This is a genomic window from Paraburkholderia aromaticivorans (genome assembly GCF_002278075.1).
Classification (GTDB): Bacteria; Pseudomonadota; Gammaproteobacteria; order Burkholderiales; family Burkholderiaceae; genus Paraburkholderia; species Paraburkholderia aromaticivorans.
The window spans coordinates 545,597-562,211 of record NZ_CP022990.1; the positions used below are offsets into that span (position 1 = coordinate 545,597).

Genomic DNA, 16,615 nt, shown 5'->3' on the forward strand with positions numbered 1-16,615 from the left:
TTCTGTTCAGGCTACGGGGTGACGGTTGAAAGCGGAGTAACGGCCGCTCACGTAATGTTCGAGCTGGCGTTCGATATCGGCCAGCAGGCTCGATGCGCCGATACGGAACAGCTCCGGTTCGAGCCACGCGCGACCGAGTTCTTCCTTCATCAGGATCTGGTACGACAGCACCGACTTCGCGGTCGATACGCCGCCCGCCGGCTTGAAGCCGATGAGCACGCCGGCGCGCTCCTGATATTCGCGGATCATGCGCACCATCACGAGCGACACGTCCAGCGTCGCATTGACGCCTTCCTTGCCGGTGGACGTCTTGATGAAGTCGGCGCCGGCCATCATGCAGACCATCGAGGCGCGCGCCACGTTCGACAGCGTGCGGATGTCGCCGGTGGCAAGAATCGCCTTCAGATGCGCCGGGCCGCAGGCCGCGCGGAAGTCGCGCACTTCATCGTAGAGCGCCTGCCAGTTGCCGGTCAGCACGTATTCGCGCGTAACGACGATGTCGATTTCCTGCGCGCCGTCCGCGACCGAGGCTTCGATCTCTTTCAGCTTCAGCGGATGCGGAATCAGCCCGGCGGGAAAACCCGTGGACACCGCGGCCACCGGAATGCCGCTGCCATGCAGCGCATCGACGGCCGCCGCGACGAAGCGGTGATAGACGCACACCGCGCCCGTCGTGATGCCTTGCGGCGCGATGCCGAGCGCTTCGAGCAGATCCGTGCGCACCGGTTGGCGCGCTTTCGCGCAAAGGCGGCGCACGCGGCCTTCGGTGTCGTCACCGTTCAGGGTGGTGAGATCGATGCACGTGATGGCTTTGAGCAGCCACGCCGCCTGCGCCTCTTTCTTGACGCTGCGGCGCGTGCCGAGCGTGGCGGTGCGCCGTTCCACGGCCGATTGATTGACGCGCAAGCCGTCGAGCCACGAGGCGTCGAACGGCATGCCGGGATTGCGCACCGGATGGACGAGCGGTGTGCCGCGCAGCGCGACGACCGATGAAGACTGCAATGGAGCTTCTGGCATAAGACATCCGAAAATATGATGCGACGCACAACAGCCGCCGACAATTTGTTCGCTCTTATGCTACAACGATTGATAGAATCATAACAAGCTTTGCTAGCAATCATGACATCCGCAAGCCAATCAACGTGTTGAATGCCCATGAATGTTATTGACGCACCATATTCATGATGCGAAGATCACAACACGGTTTCGGCCGGATAGCGTGAGACAAAGAAGAAATTTCGTCGCGTGGACGAAGGAGACATGCCAGATGAGTGAGCCGGTTGCGGTCGCGGCCGCGTCATCGCCTCAGGTTCCGTTGATCCGTGTTGCGGGCGTCACCAAGCGATTTGGCGGCGTGCAGGCGCTGCGCGGCGTCAAGCTCGAAGTGTTCCCCGGCGAAGTCCATGCGTTGCTCGGCGAAAACGGCGCGGGCAAGTCCACGCTGATCAAGATCCTCAGCGGCGTGCATGCGTATGACGACGGTGTGATCGAAATCGCCGGCCAGACAGTGGCATTCGACTCGCCGGCGCAATCGCGCGATGCGGGTGTCGCCGTGGTCTACCAGGACCTGAGCCTTGTCGAATCGCTCTCGGTCGGCGCCAATCTCATGCTCGGCCGCGAACCTCGCACGCGTTTGGGCTTCGTGAAGAACCGCCAACTCATGGCCACGGTCGGCGAATTTCTGCGCTCGCATGGCATCCCGCTCGATCCGAAGACGCCGGTCGGCGCGCTTCCCTTCGCCTACCGGCAAATGACCGAGATCTGCAAAGCCTTGATGGGCGAAGTGCGGGTCCTGATTCTCGACGAGCCCACCTCCGCGTTGACGGGCGGCGAAGAACAGATTCTGTTCGACGCGATCCGCGCGGTCACGGCGCGCGGCGTGGGCGTGATCTATGTGACGCACCGGTTGAACGAGGTGTTCCGGATTTCGCAGCGCGTCACGGTGTTCCGTGACGGCGCCAACGCCGGCACGTTCGAGACCGCGCAAACCGATATGAAGCAACTGGTGGCGGCGATCGTCGGCACCGGTCATGCCGCGTTGCAGGCACGGCAAAAGACCGCGGTGGGCAACGGGCCAGTTTCCGCAGCGCAGGCAAGCGCATCGCCGAAATCCGGCGAAGCGCCCGACGCCGCCGCCGCGCCCGTACTTCAATTATCGGATGTCAGCAACGACCGGTTGCGTCACGTCGATCTCCTGCTTCGCCGCGGCGAAATCCACGGACTCGCGGGACTGATCGGCAGCGGGCGCAGCGAGATTCTGCAAACCATCTTTGGTCTTCGCACTGTCGACGCGGGCGCCATCCGGATCGACGGCCGGGCGCGTTCGCGCATCACACCCGCCCAAGCCATTGAACTCGGTGTCGCACTGGTGCCGGAGGACCGGCATCTCGAAGGGCTGGTGCTCGATCATTCGATCGAACGCAATCTGACGCTGCCGCGCCTGCCGCAATTTTCGCGCTGGGGATGGCTGCGCGGTCAGGCCGCCGTGCAGCAGGCGAGGCGCTCCATGAAGGAGCTTTCCGTCAAGGCGCCCGGCCCTTCCACCGCGGTCAAGTTTCTATCCGGCGGCAATCAGCAAAAAGTGGTGTTCGCGAAGTGGAATCACCCGCGCCCGCGGGTTCTTCTACTCGACGAGCCGACGGTAGGCGTGGACGTCGGCGCTCGCGAGGAAATCTACGGCGTGGTGAACGACGCCGCGCAGGCGGGCACCGGCGTGCTCGTCGTGTCGTCGGATCTGGATGAGCTCCTGCGCCTGTGCGACCGGATTTCGATTGTCGCGGACGGCAGCATCGTCAAGACCGTCGAGCGCGCCGAACTCGCCAACGCCGAAGCGCTGCATCACCTGATCCAACTTTCCCGCTCTTCCATCGAGGCGCAAGCAACATGAACGAATCCGTCTCGCCGCTGACGTCTGAACGGCAGGCATCGCCGCCGCAGAAAAGCCGCCTGCGGCGCATCGCGCGAGCGCTTTTGCAAGGCGACCGCCCCTATGCGCTCTATGCCGCGTTCGCGATTTTGCTGGTGGTGTTCAGCTTCGCGTCGCCGTGGTTCTTATCCATCGACAACTTCCTGAATATCGGCCGGCAAACCGCGCTGGTGTCGATCATTGCGATCGGCATGACCTTCGTGATCATTGCGCGGCAGATCGATCTGTCGGTGGGTTCGACGTTGGCGCTTTCGGGCATGTCCGCGGCGCTGGCCATGACGTATCTGGGTAACAACTGGGCGATCGGCGCGATTGCCGGTATCGGTACCGGTGCGATAGTCGGGGCGATCAACGGGATCGTGACCACGCGGGTCAACATTCCTTCGTTTCTGGTCACGCTCGGCACGCTGAGCGCCGCGCGCGGCCTCGCGCTGATGGTCACGACCACCAAGCCCGTCATTATCGACAACGACTCGTTCATCGCGATCTTCGGCGAGGGCGACATTTTCGGCGTGCCGGTGCCGATCATCTGGACGCTGCTCGCCGTGATCGCGGGCATTCTGCTGCTGCACTACAGCGTGTTCGGACGGCAGATCTATGCGGCGGGCGGCAATCCGACAGCCGCGCTCTATTCCGGCATCAACACGCGCCGCGTGACCACCCTCGCCTTCATTCTCACCGGCATGCTGGCCGGGCTCGCCGCGCTCGTGCTGTCGGCGCGCTCGCATGCGGCGCGGCCCGACGTCGTGCAGGGCATGGAACTGGATGTGATCGCCTCCGTCACGCTCGGCGGCTGCAGTCTGTTCGGCGGCCGCGGCTTCGTGCTGGGGACGCTGCTCGGCAGTCTGATCATCGGCACGCTCAATAACGGGCTGGTGCTGCTCGGCGTGAGTTCGTCGCTGCAATTGGTGATCAAGGGCGTGATCATCGTCGCGGCGGTGGCTTTCACCAGGAAATAGCAATGAAGCAGTTCGGACGTGAAGACGTAAAGACGTATAGACGTGAAGCACAGACATGAAGACCAACGGAGGAGAGACATGAAACAACATCGTGGTTCGAGCATAGCGTTAGCCAGTGTCATGGCGGCGGCCGTCGCATGTCTGGCTTCCTCGGGCGCTTACGCGCAATGTGTGACCAGTTTGCCCACCGGATCGATCGGCCCGAAGACGATTGTCGGGCAAGGGCCGAACGGCGAAAAAGCCGCCTCGGTGGATGCCGTGAAGTTGACCGACGCCGACATCGCCAAAATCAAAGCCGGCAAATTCAAGGTCGGCATTTCCATGCAGACCATGAATCTCGACTGGTCGCAACTGCAGGTGCAAGGCATTACCGATACGCTGAAAAAGTACGGCGTGGAAGTGATCGGCACGGCCTCGGCCGAATATCAGGTCGACAAGCAGATCGCCGATATCGAGAACACGATCCAGCGCCATCCGGACGGCATTATCTCCATTCCGGTCGACGGCACGGCCACGGCCGCCACCTACAAGAAAGTGTCCGCGGCCGGCATCAAGCTCGTGTTCATGGACAACGTGCCGACCGGCCTGAAACATCCGGAGCAATACGCCGCGATGATCTCGGCGGACAGCGAAGGCAATGGCCAGATCGCGGCGAAAGTGCTCGCCTCGTGCGTGCCGCAAGGCGCGACGGTCGGCCTTGTGAATTTCGGCGTGGACTACTTCAGCACGACCGAGCGCACCAAGGCCGTCAACGACTGGCTGAAGAAGAATCGTCCGGACATCAAGATCAAGCAGGTCGCCTTCACGGACCCGTCGAAAGTCGGACAGATCGCGGGCGACTTCCTGACCGGCAATCCCGATGTGAAGGGTCTCTTCGCCGTCTGGGATCAACCGGCGCTGGACACGCTCACGTCGATGCGCGCGCAAGGCGTGACGATTCCCATGACCACGGTCGACCTCGGCCTGCAATCCGCGATCGAAATCGCCAAGGGTGGGCCGCTGAAGGCCACCGGCTCACAGCGCCCGTACGACCAGGGCGTCGCCGAGGCGATGGCGATGATGAAGGCGCTGATCGGCCAGACGCCGCCGGCATGGATCGGTGTGCAGTCGTTGCCGGTGGTTCAGTCGAACGTGCTCGAATCGTATAAGACGGTGTTCAAGAAAGACCCGCCGCCCCAGCTTGCCGATGCCTGCAAGAAGGCCAAGCCGGCTTGCGGTTGACAGCGCGGGCCGCACCGCGGCATCGCGTCATTCTCCTTTCGCGGCCGCGCGCCGGTGTCACGAGCCGGCACCGGGCGCGAAATCTGCTACTCGATAGATTTATTGCGTCGACTCGAAGAAGGAGAATACCGATGACCCTGCTCATTTATCTGGCCGGCTGGATCATTCTGATCGGCGGCGTGTCCTGGGGCTTGATGGCCATGCACGTCGCGCAACATACGATTGCCATCGTCGCGGTGATCCTGCTCGGCGTCGCGATCATTACCGGCGCGACGCGGGCACGCAGCCGCGACCGCTCATAGCGCCGGGGCGGTCCCGGCCGTCCCCGCCGTGCGAACCGCGCCGGCCTCATGCGTGCCGTGCTGGATCGCATAGATTTCACGATTGCGCGCCACTTCGGCAGCCGTCGGCGGATAGTCGCCGTCGGTTGTCGGCAAGAGGCCTTCGGCCTGTGCCTGCTGCAACTGAGCCACCACCTCCGCGCGCGTCAGCCCTGACGTGCTGGTTTGCGCAAAAGCGCTGGCGCCGAACGTCAAGCTCAATGCGGCGACGGCAAAAGCGGTAAGCAATTTCATGATGTCTCTCCGGGTAGCTGCAAGAAAGGAGTGGCCTGAACCACGCTTCCCATTCTTGCCATTTCGCCTGTCCCGGCACTGACCTTCAGATTACCGTTTCGTTATCCACGCTCGCCTGACGCAACGCCGCGCCATGCCGCGCCATGTCGCCGCCAACGAGAACCGGCACGCGGATAACAGAACCGTAATCTAGCCGACGGCAGCCCGTCAGCGCCGCCACGCCACACTCCTGCCCCATGAAGCCCGCGTCGCGGCCTCAGCGGCACCGCACTGCACCGCAACGACGCGAACCTCCATCGGCCTCTTTTCAGGAACCCGTCATGTGGATCGTCAGGCTCGCGCTGCGCCGCCCTTATACCTTCGTGGTCCTCGCCGTGCTGATCTTTATCGCCGGCCCGCTCGCGATACTGCGCACACCGACCGATATCTTTCCGAACATCAATATCCCGGTGGTCAGCATCGTCTGGACCTACAACGGCTTCTCCGCCCAGGACATGGCCAATCGCATCACGTCCAACTACGAGCGCGCGCTGACCTCGGACGTCGACGATATCGAGCACATCGAGTCGCAATCGCTGAACGGCGTTTCCGTGGTGAAGATCTTCTTCCATCCGGGCGCGGACATTAATCGCGCGATTGCCGAAGCGGCGTCCAATTCAGCGTCGATCCTGCGCGTGCTGCCGCCGGGCACGCTGCCGCCGAACATCATCACGTATAACGCGTCGACGGTGCCGATCCTGCAACTGGGCCTGTCCAGCAACACGCTCTCCGAACAGCAGCTCTACGACCTCGGCAACAGCCAGATCCGCACGCAACTGGCGACGGTGCAAGGCGCGTCGGTGCCGCTGCCGTTCGGCGGCAAGGTTCGCCAGATCATGGTGGATATCGACCCGCGCGCATTGCAGGCCAAAGGGCTCGCGCCGCTCGACGTGGTCAACGCCGTGAACGCGCAGAACCTGATTCTGCCGGGCGGCACGGCCAAGATCGGCACGAAGGAATACAACGTGCAGATGAACGGCAGCACCGACACCGTGGCGGCGCTCAACGATCTGCCGGTCAAGACCGTGGCCGGCGGCGTGGTGTACGTGCGCGACGTCGCCCATGTGCGCGACGGCTATGCGCCGCAGACCAACATCGTGCGCAGCGACGGCAAGCGCGCCGCGCTCCTCACCATCGAGAAATCCGGCAGCACGTCGACGCTCACCATCATCCAGCAGGTCAAGGCGATGCTGCCGCATATCGCCGCCGGCCTGCCGAGCGCGCTGCATATCACCGCGCTTTCCGACCAGTCCGTGTTCGTGAAGTCGGCGGTGGTGGGCGTAGCGCGCGAGGCGCTGATCGCCGCGGCGCTGACCGCCTTGATGATCCTGCTCTTTCTCGGCAGCTGGCGCGCCACGCTGATCATCGCGGTGTCGATTCCGCTCGCCGTGCTGACCTCGCTGATCGCGCTGGCCGCGCTCGGCCAGACCATCAACATCATGACGCTCGGCGGCCTCGCGCTAGCGGTGGGGATTCTCGTCGACGACGCCACCGTCGCGATCGAGAACATCACGCACCATCTGGAAAACGGCGAATCGCTGTACGACGCGATCTTGAACGGCTCGGGCGAAATCGCCGTGCCGACTTTCGTCTCGACCCTGTCGATCTGTATCGTGTTCGTGCCGATGTTCCTGCTCTCAGGCGTCGCGCGCTATCTGTTCGTGCCGCTCGCCGAGGCGGTGGTGTTCGCGATGATCGCGTCGTACTTCTTCTCGCGCACGCTGGTGCCGACCCTCGCGATGTACCTGATGCGCGCCCGCAGCAACGCGCCCGTCACCGGCAACGGTCCGATTGCGCGCCTGATCCGCTTTCAGGCCGGCTTCGAGCACCGCTTCGAACGGCTGCGCGAACGCTATCGAGGCGTGCTCGCCGCGGCGATCGCGAGTCCGCGGCGCTTCATCGCGATCTTTCTGCTGCTTTGCCTCGGCTCGCTCGCGCTGGTGCCGTTTGCCGGCCGCGACTTTTTCCCGGCCGTGGATACCGGCGAGATCCGCCTGCATCTGCGCGCGCCGACCGGCACGCGCATCGAGGACACCGCGAGTATCACCGATCAGGTCGAAGCCCGTGTGCGCGAGGTGATTCCGAAGCAGGAGCTTTCGGCGATCCTCGACAACATCGGCGTGCCGGTGAGCGGCATCAATCTGACCTACGACTCGTCGGACCCGATCGGCCCGGAAGATGCCGACGTGATGATCACGCTCGCGCCTAAGCACAAGCCGACCGCACAATACGTGGCGACGCTGCGCACCGCGCTGACCAGGGAATTCCCCGGCGTCACGTTCGCGTTCCTGCCCGCCGATATCGTCAGCCAGATTCTCAACTTCGGCCTGCCCGCGCCGATCGATATCCAGATTGTCGGCAACAAGCTCGACGCCAACCGCGCGGTGGCGAACCGCCTGCTCGCGCAACTGCGCGGCGTGCGCGGCCTCGTCGACGCGCGCATCCAGCAGCCCGGCGACGCGCCCGCCATCAACGTCAACGTCGATCGCACCCGGGCGATTCAGGCCGGCCTGCTGCAGCGCGACGTGTCGCAGAACCTGCTGATCGCGCTGTCCGGCAGCTCGCAGACTTCGCCGAACTTCTGGCTCGATCCGCACAACGGCGTGAGCTATCCGTTGATGGCGATGATGCCGCAGTACGACATCAACTCGCTGCAGGCGCTCGCCAATATTCCGGTCGCGCAGAACGGTGCGGCGGCCACTACCACGGCGGCGGCCGCCGCCTCGATCGCGGCGAACGGCACGGGCCCCGCGCCGCAAAACCTGCTCGGCGCGTTGAGCACGCTGACGCGCGGCACGCAGCAAGCCGTCGTCTCGCACTACAACGTGCAGCCGGTGCTCGATATTTTCGCGTCGGTGCAAGGGCGCGATCTCGGCGGCGTGGCGGCGGACGTGAACCGGATCGTCGAGCAGATCCGGCCGCAATTGCCGCCCGGCGCGTCCATCGTGGTGCGCGGCCAGGTGCAGGCCATGCGCGATTCGTTCAGCGGCCTCGCGAGCGGCCTCGTGTTCGCGATCGGCCTCGTCTATCTGCTGATGGTCGTCAACTTCCAGTCGTGGCTCGACCCGTTCATCATCATCAGCGGCTTGCCGGGCTCGCTCGCGGGCATTGCGTGGATGCTGTTCAGCACCGGCACCCGCCTGAGCGTGCCGGCGCTCACCGGCACGATTCTGTGTATCGGCATTGCCACGGCCAACAGCATTCTCGTCATCAACACCGCCCGTGAATTCCACCAGGCCGGGCAGCCGCCGCTCGCGGCCGCGCTCGAAGCCGGCTTCAGCCGCTTCCGTCCGGTGCTGATGACCGCGCTCGCCATGCTGATCGGCATGCTGCCGATGGCGCTCGGCCTCGGCGACGGCGGCGAACAGAACGCGCCGCTCGGCCGCGCCGTGATCGGCGGCCTCGCGCTCGGCACGGTGTCCACCTTGCTGTTCGTCCCGGTCGTCTACGGGATGGTGCATGCGTGGCTCGACAAACGCCGCGCCGCGCGCACCGAAAAACTCGAACCCGCCGTCCCGGCCCGCACCCTTTGATTTCGACGAGACCTATCCCATGAACGATTCCTCACTTCCTCCGGGGTCTGGTGAGCAGGCACCCAAGGCCGCAGAAACCCACCCTGCCGCTCGCACCGGCGCCGCCAGCCCCGCCGCTGAGCGCGACACGACCGCGCAACCGCGCCGCCGCCTCTGGCCGTTCGCCCTCGGCGGCGTGGCCGTGGCGCTGCTGATCGTGGGCATCGTGCCGCGTCTTCATGCCAGCGCGGCGCTCACGGAGCAAACGCAAGCGCAGAGCATGCTAACCGTGTCGGTGGTCAAGCCGCGCGCCGCGCCGAGCGTCAACGAACTGCTGCTGCCCGGCTCGGTCACGCCGTTCGCCGAGGCCTCCATCTACGCGCGCACGAGCGGCTATCTCGCGCACTGGAACACGGACATCGGCGCGCAGGTGAAAAGCGGCCAGCTCCTCGCGACGATCGAAGCCCCGGACCTCGACGCGCAATTGCGCCAGGCCCGCGCCGACGAAGCCACCGCGCAGGCCAATTTCGACTACGCGAGAACCACCGCGCAGCGCTGGCAGGACATGCTGAAAACCCAATCGGTCGCGCAGCAGGACGCCGACACCAAGGTCAGCGACATGGAGGCGCGCCGGGCGATGCTGGCCTCGGCGCAGGCCAACGTCGCGCATCTGGCCGAACTGGTCTCGTACGAGAAGATCACCGCGCCGTTCGACGGCGTGATCACCGCGCGCAACGTCGACGTCGGCGCGCTGGTGACGGCAGGCGGCACGCCCGGCACCGCGGGCATGTCGGGCGAGCTGTTCCATATCCAGCAGAACGGCGAGCTGCGGGTCTTCGTCGACGTGCCGCAGAACGACGCGCCCTACGTCACGCCGGCCACGGGCGTGTATCTGAGCGCCCAGCAGTATCCGGGCCGCCGCATCCCGGCGAAGGTGGCGCGCAGCACCGGCTCGATCGATCCGTCGAGCCGCACGCTGCGCGTGGAGGTGGACGTCGACAACAAGGACGGCGCGCTGATGCCCGGCGCTTACACGCAGGTGCATCTGCAACTGCAATCGGCCACGCCGGCGCTCGATCTGCCGGTCAGCGCCCTGCTGTTCCGCCCCGACGGCGTGACGGTCGCGGTGGTCGACAGCAATGGCCGCGCGGTGCTGAAGACCGTGCATATCGGCCGCGATTTCGGCACGCACGTGGAGATCACGACGGGGCTCGCCGCCACCGACCGCGTCATCGACAACCCCAGCGATTCGCTGAGCTCCGGCCAGATGGTTCAGATCATGCCGGCCATGCACGGCTGAGCGCCTCATCACAGAAAGGATTCGCCGATGTTCTCCCTGTCTCCCGCACGACCGCTGCCGCGCCGCGCGCTGGCGGCCACGCTGATCGGCGCGCTGCTCAGCGCATGCTCGACCCTGCCGCCGTATCAGCGCCCGAGCGCCGCGATTCCCGCGCACTACGCGGGCGCCGCGCCCGGCTGGGCGCAAGCCGCGCCGGCCGACGCCACGCCGCGCGGCCCCTGGTGGACGATCTTCAACGACCCGGTGCTGAACCAGCTCGAAGCGCGCATCGACGTATCGAACCAGACGGTGCGCAAGGCGGTCGCGCAGGTTCAGCAGGCGCGCTCGATGGTCGACTATCAGCGCGCCGGCTTCTTCCCGACGATCACCGCCGGTGTCGCGCAGGACCGCTACCGGACCTCGCAGAACGTCGAAGGAAAGTCGCTCGCGGGCAAGACCGTGCCGGACTATTCGGCGGCTGTGGCGGCGAGCTGGGAGCCGGATCTGTTCGGCCGGGTGCGCGACAGCGTGAACGGCGCGCAAGCCGACGCTCAGGCGAGCGAGGCCGACCTCGAAGGCGTGCGTCTCGCGATGAGCGCGGATCTGGCCGTCGACTATTTCTCGCTACGCTCGCTCGACACGCAGAAGAAGCTGCTCGACGACAGCGTGAACGCCTACGCCGCCGCGTTGAAGCTGTTGCAGCAACAGTTGCAAAACGGCGCGATCGATGCCTCCGCCGTCGCCCAGGCCACCACGCAACTCGAAGCGACGCGCACGCAGGATACCGACATCGACGTGACCCGCTCGCAGATGCAGCACGCGATCGCCACGCTGATCGGCGAGCCGGCCTCGACCTTCACGTTGCCGCCGAACGGGTCGGTTGCGACGCCGCCCGCGATTCCGACCGGTCTGCCGTCACAACTGCTGGAGCGGCGCCCCGACATTGCCGCCGCTGAACGGCGCGTGGCGTCGGCGAATGCGCAGATCGGCGTGGCCCATGCGGCGTTTTTCCCGGATCTGGTGCTGTCCGCGAGCGTCGGGCTGGAAAGCACGTTTTTCGCGCCGTGGCTGAGCGCGCCGAGCCTGTTCTGGTCGCTCGGGCCGCAACTGGCCGGCACGCTGTTCGACGGCGGCAAGCGCAAAGCCACCCTGCACGGCGCGACGGCGCAATACGACGGCGCGGTCGCGGACTATCGGCAGTCGGTGCTGGTGGCGTTTCAGCAGGTCGAGGACAACCTCTCGGCGCTGCATGCCCTCGCCGACGAAGCCGCCAGCCAGCAGCGCGCCACCACGGCCGCGGATCTGTCGTTGCGGCTCACCACGAACCGTTTCAACGCGGGCGCGGTCAGCTATCTCGACGTGGTGACCGCGCAGACTATCGCACTGACGAACCAGCGTGTCGCCGATCAGATCGCCGCGCGGCAGTTGGAGTCGAGCGTGCTGTTGCTGAAGGCGTTGGGCGGCACGTGGGGTGACGGAAGTCAGAGCGCGGCGGGTCCGGTGTAGGCACGCCGGAACGTCAGCACGAAGCGCGTGCTGCGCGCATCGCTTTGCGCGTGCACGGTTCCGCCGTGCAGTTCCATGATCGTGCGCACGATAGCGAGCCCGAGCCCCGTCGAGCCGGAGGAGCCTTGCGACAGCCCCGCCGAGGGCAGCGCACTGCGCGACGGATCGACCCGGTAGAAGCGGTCGAAAATCCGCTCGATGTGCTCGGCGGGAATCGGCTGCCCCTGGTTCTCCACGCTCACGCGCACCGCGTCGGCCGACGCGCTCGCGGCGAGCACGATCTCGCCGCCCGACGGCGTATAGCGAATGGCATTGGCGAGCAGATTGCTCACGGCGCGGCGGAACAGCTCGAGATCCGCCGTCAGGCTGGCCGCGCCGCTGACACGCACGCGCACATTCGCGTCCTCGGCAATCCCTTCGAAGTAATCGGCGATATGCGCCAACTCCTGAGCCGCATCGAACTCGCGCATATGTTTGACGAACTGCGGATGTTCGGCGCGCGCCAGAAACAGCACGTTCTCGATCATTTTCGACAGCCGGTCGCACTCTTCCAGATTCGAGGCGAGCACCGACTCGTATTCATCGACGGAGCGCGGCCGGGCCAGCGCGACTTCGGCGGCGCCGCGCATGTTGCTCAGCGGCGTGCGCATGTCGTGGGCGAGGTCGGCGGTGAAACGCGACAGACGCTGAAAGCCGTTGTCGACGCGTTCGAGCATTGCGTTCAGCGCGGCCACCAGCGTCTGCAACTCGCTCGGCACACGCGCCACCGCGATCCGCGTATTGAGACGATTCACCGTGACGAGGCTCGCGCTCGCCGCGATATCACGCAACGGCCGCAGCGCGGCGCGAATCAACAGGTAGCCGAGCAGCACGGCCAGCAGCACGCCGCCCACGCCCGCTATGTGCAGCTTGTCGCGGTAACGGTCGAGCAGCAGCCAGCGGTCGCTCATATTGCGCGCCACCAGCAGGCTCGCGGTGTCGCCGTCGCGCAGCCGCGCGTCCGTGAGAACGCCGCGGATCGGCGCGCCGTCGCGGCCGGTCCAGTCGCCGATATCGCTTTCCGTGATGCGCACCGTCGCGGCCACTCGCGACAGCGGCGGCAACGCCGCCATGGTCGCGGCGCCGCTCGCCGCCTCCGGTGCGGCGAACACACCGGCGATGTTATGTTCGAGCGCGCGCGCGCCGTCGGGATCGAACACTTCCATCGACATGGCCTGGTTGCCCAGCACGGTGCTGGTCAAGCGCTCGCTGTGCTCGCGTATGGCCGCCGCCGAGTCCAGTTCCTCGGCGAGCCGGCGTGCGTGGCGCGCGGCGAGCACGATGTCGAGATCGTCCTGCGCCTTGATCTGCTTTTCGAGCGCGATGTACAGAAAACTGCCGACCAGCACGAACACCGCCAGCGTGGTGGCGCCGAACGCCAGCGCCAGCGTGGCGGCAAGCGAGCGGCCGCGCATCAGGCGGCGTCCTTCAGTTCGAGCACATAGCCCACGCCGCGCACGGTGTGGATCAGCTTGACGGGAAAGTTGTCGTCGATCTTGGTGCGCAAGCGGCGGATCGCGACTTCGACCACGTTGGTGTCGCTGTCGAAATTCATATCCCACACGTACGACGCGATCTGCGTGCGGCTCAGCACTTCACCCTGACGCCGCGCGAGCAATTGCAGCAGCGAGAATTCACGCGGCGTGAGGTCGATGCGCGTGCCGCCGCGCTTCACGCGCCGGCGGTTCACGTCCATTTCGAGGTCGCCCACCTTGATCAGTTCACTTTCGCGCGGCGGCCCGCGGCGCGCCAGCGTGCGCACGCGAGCCAGCAATTCGACGAACGCGAAGGGCTTGACGAGGTAGTCGTCCGCGCCGAGTTCGAGGCCGCGCACCCGGTCGTCCACGTCGTCGCGCGCGGTGAGGAACAGCACGGGGGTGGTGCGGGTGGTGCGCAAGGTCTTGACGATGGTCCAGCCGTCCATGCCGGGCAACATTACGTCGAGCACGATCACGTCGTACTCTTCTTCGAGAGCGAGGATCAGCCCTTGCGGGCCGTCGTTCGCCACGTCGACCGCGTAGCCGGATTCTTCCAGGCCTTTCTTCAGATAGGCCGCTGTTTTCAGCTCGTCCTCGATCACCAGGATTCGCATCGGTTGCTCCGCTTTGCGTTGACGGTGGAATCATACCGTCAAGGACCCGGGCGCGTGGTGACGATCACATCATGCTGATGCGCTCATTCGGGATGCGCAACACCTGTCTCCCGCGAACTCCGCATGGCGGGCGCAGCAGCCGCCCCCGGCTCCTGCGCATGCGGCGCCGCAGCACCGGACTGGCGCAGGTTCTTCACGCGGCCGATCAGGTCACGGGTCATGCGTCGCGCGCGGACCGCCGCGAGGCCCCAAATCGAATTGATGGTCTGCACGGTCCACGCGGTGCTCGCCTCGCCGCGCGACCAGTAAGCCTTGAAATCTTCGGTGCCGACGCCGAAATCGAGGTCGTAGCCACTGTCGAAGGCCCACTTCACGCATTGCTCGACGGCGATCAGGCCCGGACAGGACTTGCCGTAATGCGGGTCGAAGCCGGCGAAGATCGCGCTCGCCCACGGATTGCCCACGCTCGCGATGATCGCGGCGACCGGCGCTTCGTCCAGCGTGACCACGATCAGGCGCGCCATCGAAGGCACCTCGCCCGAATAGATCAGCTTGCCCAGGAAGCGCTCGAATTCGGGCAAATCGAGCCATACGCTACGCTTGCCGACACGCTCGCTCCACGCGCGTTTGCACCTGAACATCCACTCGATGATGGACGCCGTTTCGGCTTCTTCCGCGGGATCGAGCGTGCGCACGGCGACCGTGCCTTCCCTGGACAGCTTCTTCGCGAAGCCGCCGGGCCGCTTGCCGAACAAGGTGCCGAGCGTCTGGCAATAGGCGTCCCAACTGCCCTGCCCGCGCAAACGCGCGGCGGACGCGTTGTGCGCCTCGCTGAACAGGATCCTGCGTTCCCGCATCACGAGTCTGTGCAGTTCGAGCCGCTCACGCACGTACGGCAGATGGATGAAGTCGGCGCGGCAACGCCGGCGAGCCATGTCCCACGCGCCCGCCACCCGCGCCTCGGCCACTGCGTCGGCCTCGATCAGCATGCTCGTGAAATCGCCGCCTTGCGGGCCGAGCGGCACCAGATAGACCCAGAGCGAACGTCTGACGGTTTCGAGCGGCCAGACCAGCACCAGCTTGCCGTCTTCGCGGCACACAATGCATTTGAGCCTGCGGCCATGCGGCTTCGACACATGCTTCCATGCGAGCCAGCAAAAGGCGAACGACTGGTAGCAATAGCCTTGCGCCTTCAACCACAAGGCGTCCCATTCTGGCTGCAACGCGCGAAACTCAGCTTCGCCGCTGATCACTTCGTAGCGCCGCGTGGTCCGGGTTGTCTCGTCCATGTCGCCTCACACCATGCCATGCCGTATTGATGATCCCCGTGCCGGTCCATCCGGAAATGCGCGGACGCCGGACCCCACCGGCGCCGACTGGAACGGGTGACATGAGCATGCGCCGAGGCGCTGTCAAGGTGTGTGCGGCGCCGCACGCTGCCATGCGTGCGTAACGGCGGCTTTCACGTTGCGGCGCCGGTCCGCGCGCGTGCCGGCGGCTGCGCTCTATTCGACGTTGTCCGCGACATCGGTCATCCGGATCATGTGCGGCTTGACCACGTCGTCCTCGTCGTCGTGCTTCTCCGAGGGCGGGTGGATCAGCGCTTCCAGCCGCGCCTTGGTCGCCAGAAACTCGGGCGACGTGACCTGCGAGTAATCGCGCGGCCGGGGCACCGGCACTTCGATCAACTCCTGCACCTCGCCGGGATTCGCCTTCAGGACCAGAATGCGGTCGGCCAGAAAGATCGCCTCGTCCAGATCGTGCGTGATGAACAGCACGGTCACGTCGATGTTGCGCCAGATATCGAGCAGATGCGTCTGCATCTTCGCGCGCGTCTGCGCGTCGAGCGCGCCGAACGGTTCGTCCATCAGCAGAATGCGCGGCCGGTTAGCGAGCGCGCGGGCAATCGCCACGCGCTGCTTCATGCCGCCCGACAGCTGATGCGGATACGCGTTGGCGAACTTCGCCAGGCCGACCAGATCCAGCCATTGCAGCGCCTCGCGCTCCGCATGCAGGGTGGCGTGGCCGTTCATCTTCAGACCGAACATCACGTTCTTCTTGACGGTCAGCCACGGAAACAGCGTGTAGCCCTGAAACACCATGCCGCGGTCGGCGCCCGGACCCTGCACCGGTTTGCCGTCGAGCAGCACGCTGCCGCTGGTCTGCCGTTCCAGGCCGGCGAGAATGCGGATCAGCGTGGACTTGCCGCAGCCCGACGGTCCGATCACGCAGACGAACTCGCGCCGGTGCGTCTTGAAGTCGATGCCGTTCAGCGCGGTGCACTCGCCTTGCGCCGTCTCGAAGCGCTTGCCGAGCTCGCGCACTTCCAGAATCACCTCGCGCGACTTCAGACGGTCGAAACGCTCCCGTACCGCTTCGGACTGGATCAGGTACGACGGAATCGGTTGCGGATTTAACATGATGGAATCCTTTGAATGCTGTGCGGTGCTATGCATACGTTAAGCCG

14 protein-coding genes are annotated in these 16,615 nt (G+C 65.5%); 7 read left to right on the forward strand and 7 right to left on the reverse strand.

Annotation, left to right across the window (positions count from 1 at the left end):
- Positions 1–6: 6 nt before the first annotated feature.
- Positions 7–1,017: a deoxyribose-phosphate aldolase gene (deoC, locus tag CJU94_RS22205; protein WP_095420853.1), complete on the reverse strand. Its 1,011-nt coding sequence runs from the start codon at positions 1,015–1,017 to the stop codon at positions 7–9.
- A gap of 250 nt (positions 1,018–1,267) precedes the next feature.
- On the opposite strand from deoC, the gene CJU94_RS22210 reads away from it, so the two are divergent.
- The 4 genes from CJU94_RS22210 (at position 1,268) to CJU94_RS41445 (ending at position 5,408) form a co-directional block, all read left to right on the forward strand.
- Complete coding sequence (locus tag CJU94_RS22210; protein WP_095420854.1) at positions 1,268–2,887, forward strand: sugar ABC transporter ATP-binding protein; 1,620 nt, start codon at positions 1,268–1,270, stop codon at positions 2,885–2,887.
- Positions 2,884–3,885, forward strand: a complete 1,002-nt coding sequence (locus CJU94_RS22215) for an ABC transporter permease (protein ID WP_095420855.1) — start codon at positions 2,884–2,886, stop codon at positions 3,883–3,885. The genes CJU94_RS22210 and CJU94_RS22215 overlap by 4 nt, the downstream gene beginning before the upstream one ends.
- A 78-nt stretch (positions 3,886–3,963) precedes the next feature.
- Entirely contained in the window at positions 3,964–5,106 is a 1,143-nt protein-coding gene (locus CJU94_RS22220; protein ID WP_095420856.1) for a substrate-binding domain-containing protein, read from the forward strand.
- Positions 5,107–5,237: 131 nt separating this feature from the next.
- A complete protein-coding gene (locus CJU94_RS41445; protein WP_167397566.1) occupies positions 5,238–5,408 on the forward strand; it encodes a hypothetical protein in 171 nt (56 codons plus the stop codon).
- Here the strand turns inward: CJU94_RS41445 and CJU94_RS22225 are convergent.
- Both CJU94_RS22225 and CJU94_RS42275 read right to left on the reverse strand, forming a co-directional pair.
- Positions 5,403–5,681, reverse strand: coding sequence for a DUF4148 domain-containing protein (locus tag CJU94_RS22225; protein WP_095420857.1), 279 nt, complete (start codon positions 5,679–5,681; stop codon positions 5,403–5,405). The genes CJU94_RS41445 and CJU94_RS22225 overlap by 6 nt on opposite strands.
- An 85-nt stretch (positions 5,682–5,766) precedes the next feature.
- Positions 5,767–5,901, reverse strand: a complete 135-nt coding sequence (locus tag CJU94_RS42275) for a hypothetical protein (RefSeq protein ID WP_279636653.1) — start codon at positions 5,899–5,901, stop codon at positions 5,767–5,769.
- Positions 5,902–6,001: 100 nt separating this feature from the next.
- Here CJU94_RS42275 and CJU94_RS22230 point away from each other — a divergent pair, with 100 nt between their 5' ends.
- From CJU94_RS22230 to CJU94_RS22240, 3 genes are read left to right on the forward strand one after another with little or no spacing between them, the layout of a single operon-like run.
- A complete protein-coding gene (locus CJU94_RS22230) occupies positions 6,002–9,253 on the forward strand; it encodes an efflux RND transporter permease subunit (RefSeq protein ID WP_095420858.1) in 3,252 nt (1,083 codons plus the stop codon).
- 19 nt (positions 9,254–9,272) lie between these two features.
- On the forward strand, positions 9,273–10,532 hold the full coding sequence (locus CJU94_RS22235) for an efflux RND transporter periplasmic adaptor subunit (RefSeq protein WP_095422738.1): 1,260 nt from the start codon (positions 9,273–9,275) through the stop codon (positions 10,530–10,532).
- 27 nt (positions 10,533–10,559) lie between these two features.
- Positions 10,560–12,017: an efflux transporter outer membrane subunit gene (locus CJU94_RS22240; RefSeq protein WP_095420859.1), complete on the forward strand. Its 1,458-nt coding sequence runs from the start codon at positions 10,560–10,562 to the stop codon at positions 12,015–12,017.
- Here the strand turns inward: CJU94_RS22240 and CJU94_RS22245 are convergent.
- From CJU94_RS22245 to CJU94_RS22260, 4 genes are all read right to left on the reverse strand, one after another.
- Positions 11,993–13,471, reverse strand: a complete 1,479-nt coding sequence (locus CJU94_RS22245) for a heavy metal sensor histidine kinase (protein WP_095420860.1) — start codon at positions 13,469–13,471, stop codon at positions 11,993–11,995. The two genes, CJU94_RS22240 and CJU94_RS22245, sit on opposite strands and share 25 nt — an antisense overlap.
- Positions 13,471–14,148, reverse strand: coding sequence for a heavy metal response regulator transcription factor (locus CJU94_RS22250; protein ID WP_095420861.1), 678 nt, complete (start codon positions 14,146–14,148; stop codon positions 13,471–13,473). The genes CJU94_RS22245 and CJU94_RS22250 overlap by 1 nt, the downstream gene beginning before the upstream one ends.
- Before the next feature lie 83 nt (positions 14,149–14,231).
- Complete coding sequence (locus CJU94_RS22255; RefSeq protein WP_095420862.1) at positions 14,232–15,437, reverse strand: GNAT family N-acetyltransferase; 1,206 nt, start codon at positions 15,435–15,437, stop codon at positions 14,232–14,234.
- 216 nt (positions 15,438–15,653) lie between these two features.
- The gene (locus CJU94_RS22260; RefSeq protein WP_095420863.1) at positions 15,654–16,568 is read right to left on the reverse strand and encodes an ABC transporter ATP-binding protein; all 915 of its coding nucleotides are present in this window, start codon (positions 16,566–16,568) and stop codon (positions 15,654–15,656) included.
- Positions 16,569–16,615 lie beyond the last annotated feature (47 nt).

Coding starts and splice junctions, on each gene's coding strand:
- deoC (WP_095420853.1), bottom strand. CDS start 1,017: ATGCCAGAAGCTCCATTGCAGTCTTCATCGGTCGTCGCGCTGCGCGGC.
- CJU94_RS22210 (WP_095420854.1), top strand. CDS start 1,268: ATGAGTGAGCCGGTTGCGGTCGCGGCCGCGTCATCGCCTCAGGTTCCG.
- CJU94_RS22215 (WP_095420855.1), top strand. CDS start 2,884: ATGAACGAATCCGTCTCGCCGCTGACGTCTGAACGGCAGGCATCGCCG.
- CJU94_RS22220 (WP_095420856.1), top strand. CDS start 3,964: ATGAAACAACATCGTGGTTCGAGCATAGCGTTAGCCAGTGTCATGGCG.
- CJU94_RS41445 (WP_167397566.1), top strand. CDS start 5,238: ATGACCCTGCTCATTTATCTGGCCGGCTGGATCATTCTGATCGGCGGC.
- CJU94_RS22225 (WP_095420857.1), bottom strand. CDS start 5,681: ATGAAATTGCTTACCGCTTTTGCCGTCGCCGCATTGAGCTTGACGTTC.
- CJU94_RS22230 (WP_095420858.1), top strand. CDS start 6,002: ATGTGGATCGTCAGGCTCGCGCTGCGCCGCCCTTATACCTTCGTGGTC.
- CJU94_RS22235 (WP_095422738.1), top strand. CDS start 9,273: ATGAACGATTCCTCACTTCCTCCGGGGTCTGGTGAGCAGGCACCCAAG.
- CJU94_RS22240 (WP_095420859.1), top strand. CDS start 10,560: ATGTTCTCCCTGTCTCCCGCACGACCGCTGCCGCGCCGCGCGCTGGCG.
- CJU94_RS22245 (WP_095420860.1), bottom strand. CDS start 13,471: ATGCGCGGCCGCTCGCTTGCCGCCACGCTGGCGCTGGCGTTCGGCGCC.
- CJU94_RS22250 (WP_095420861.1), bottom strand. CDS start 14,148: ATGCGAATCCTGGTGATCGAGGACGAGCTGAAAACAGCGGCCTATCTG.
- CJU94_RS22255 (WP_095420862.1), bottom strand. CDS start 15,437: ATGGACGAGACAACCCGGACCACGCGGCGCTACGAAGTGATCAGCGGC.
- CJU94_RS22260 (WP_095420863.1), bottom strand. CDS start 16,568: ATGTTAAATCCGCAACCGATTCCGTCGTACCTGATCCAGTCCGAAGCG.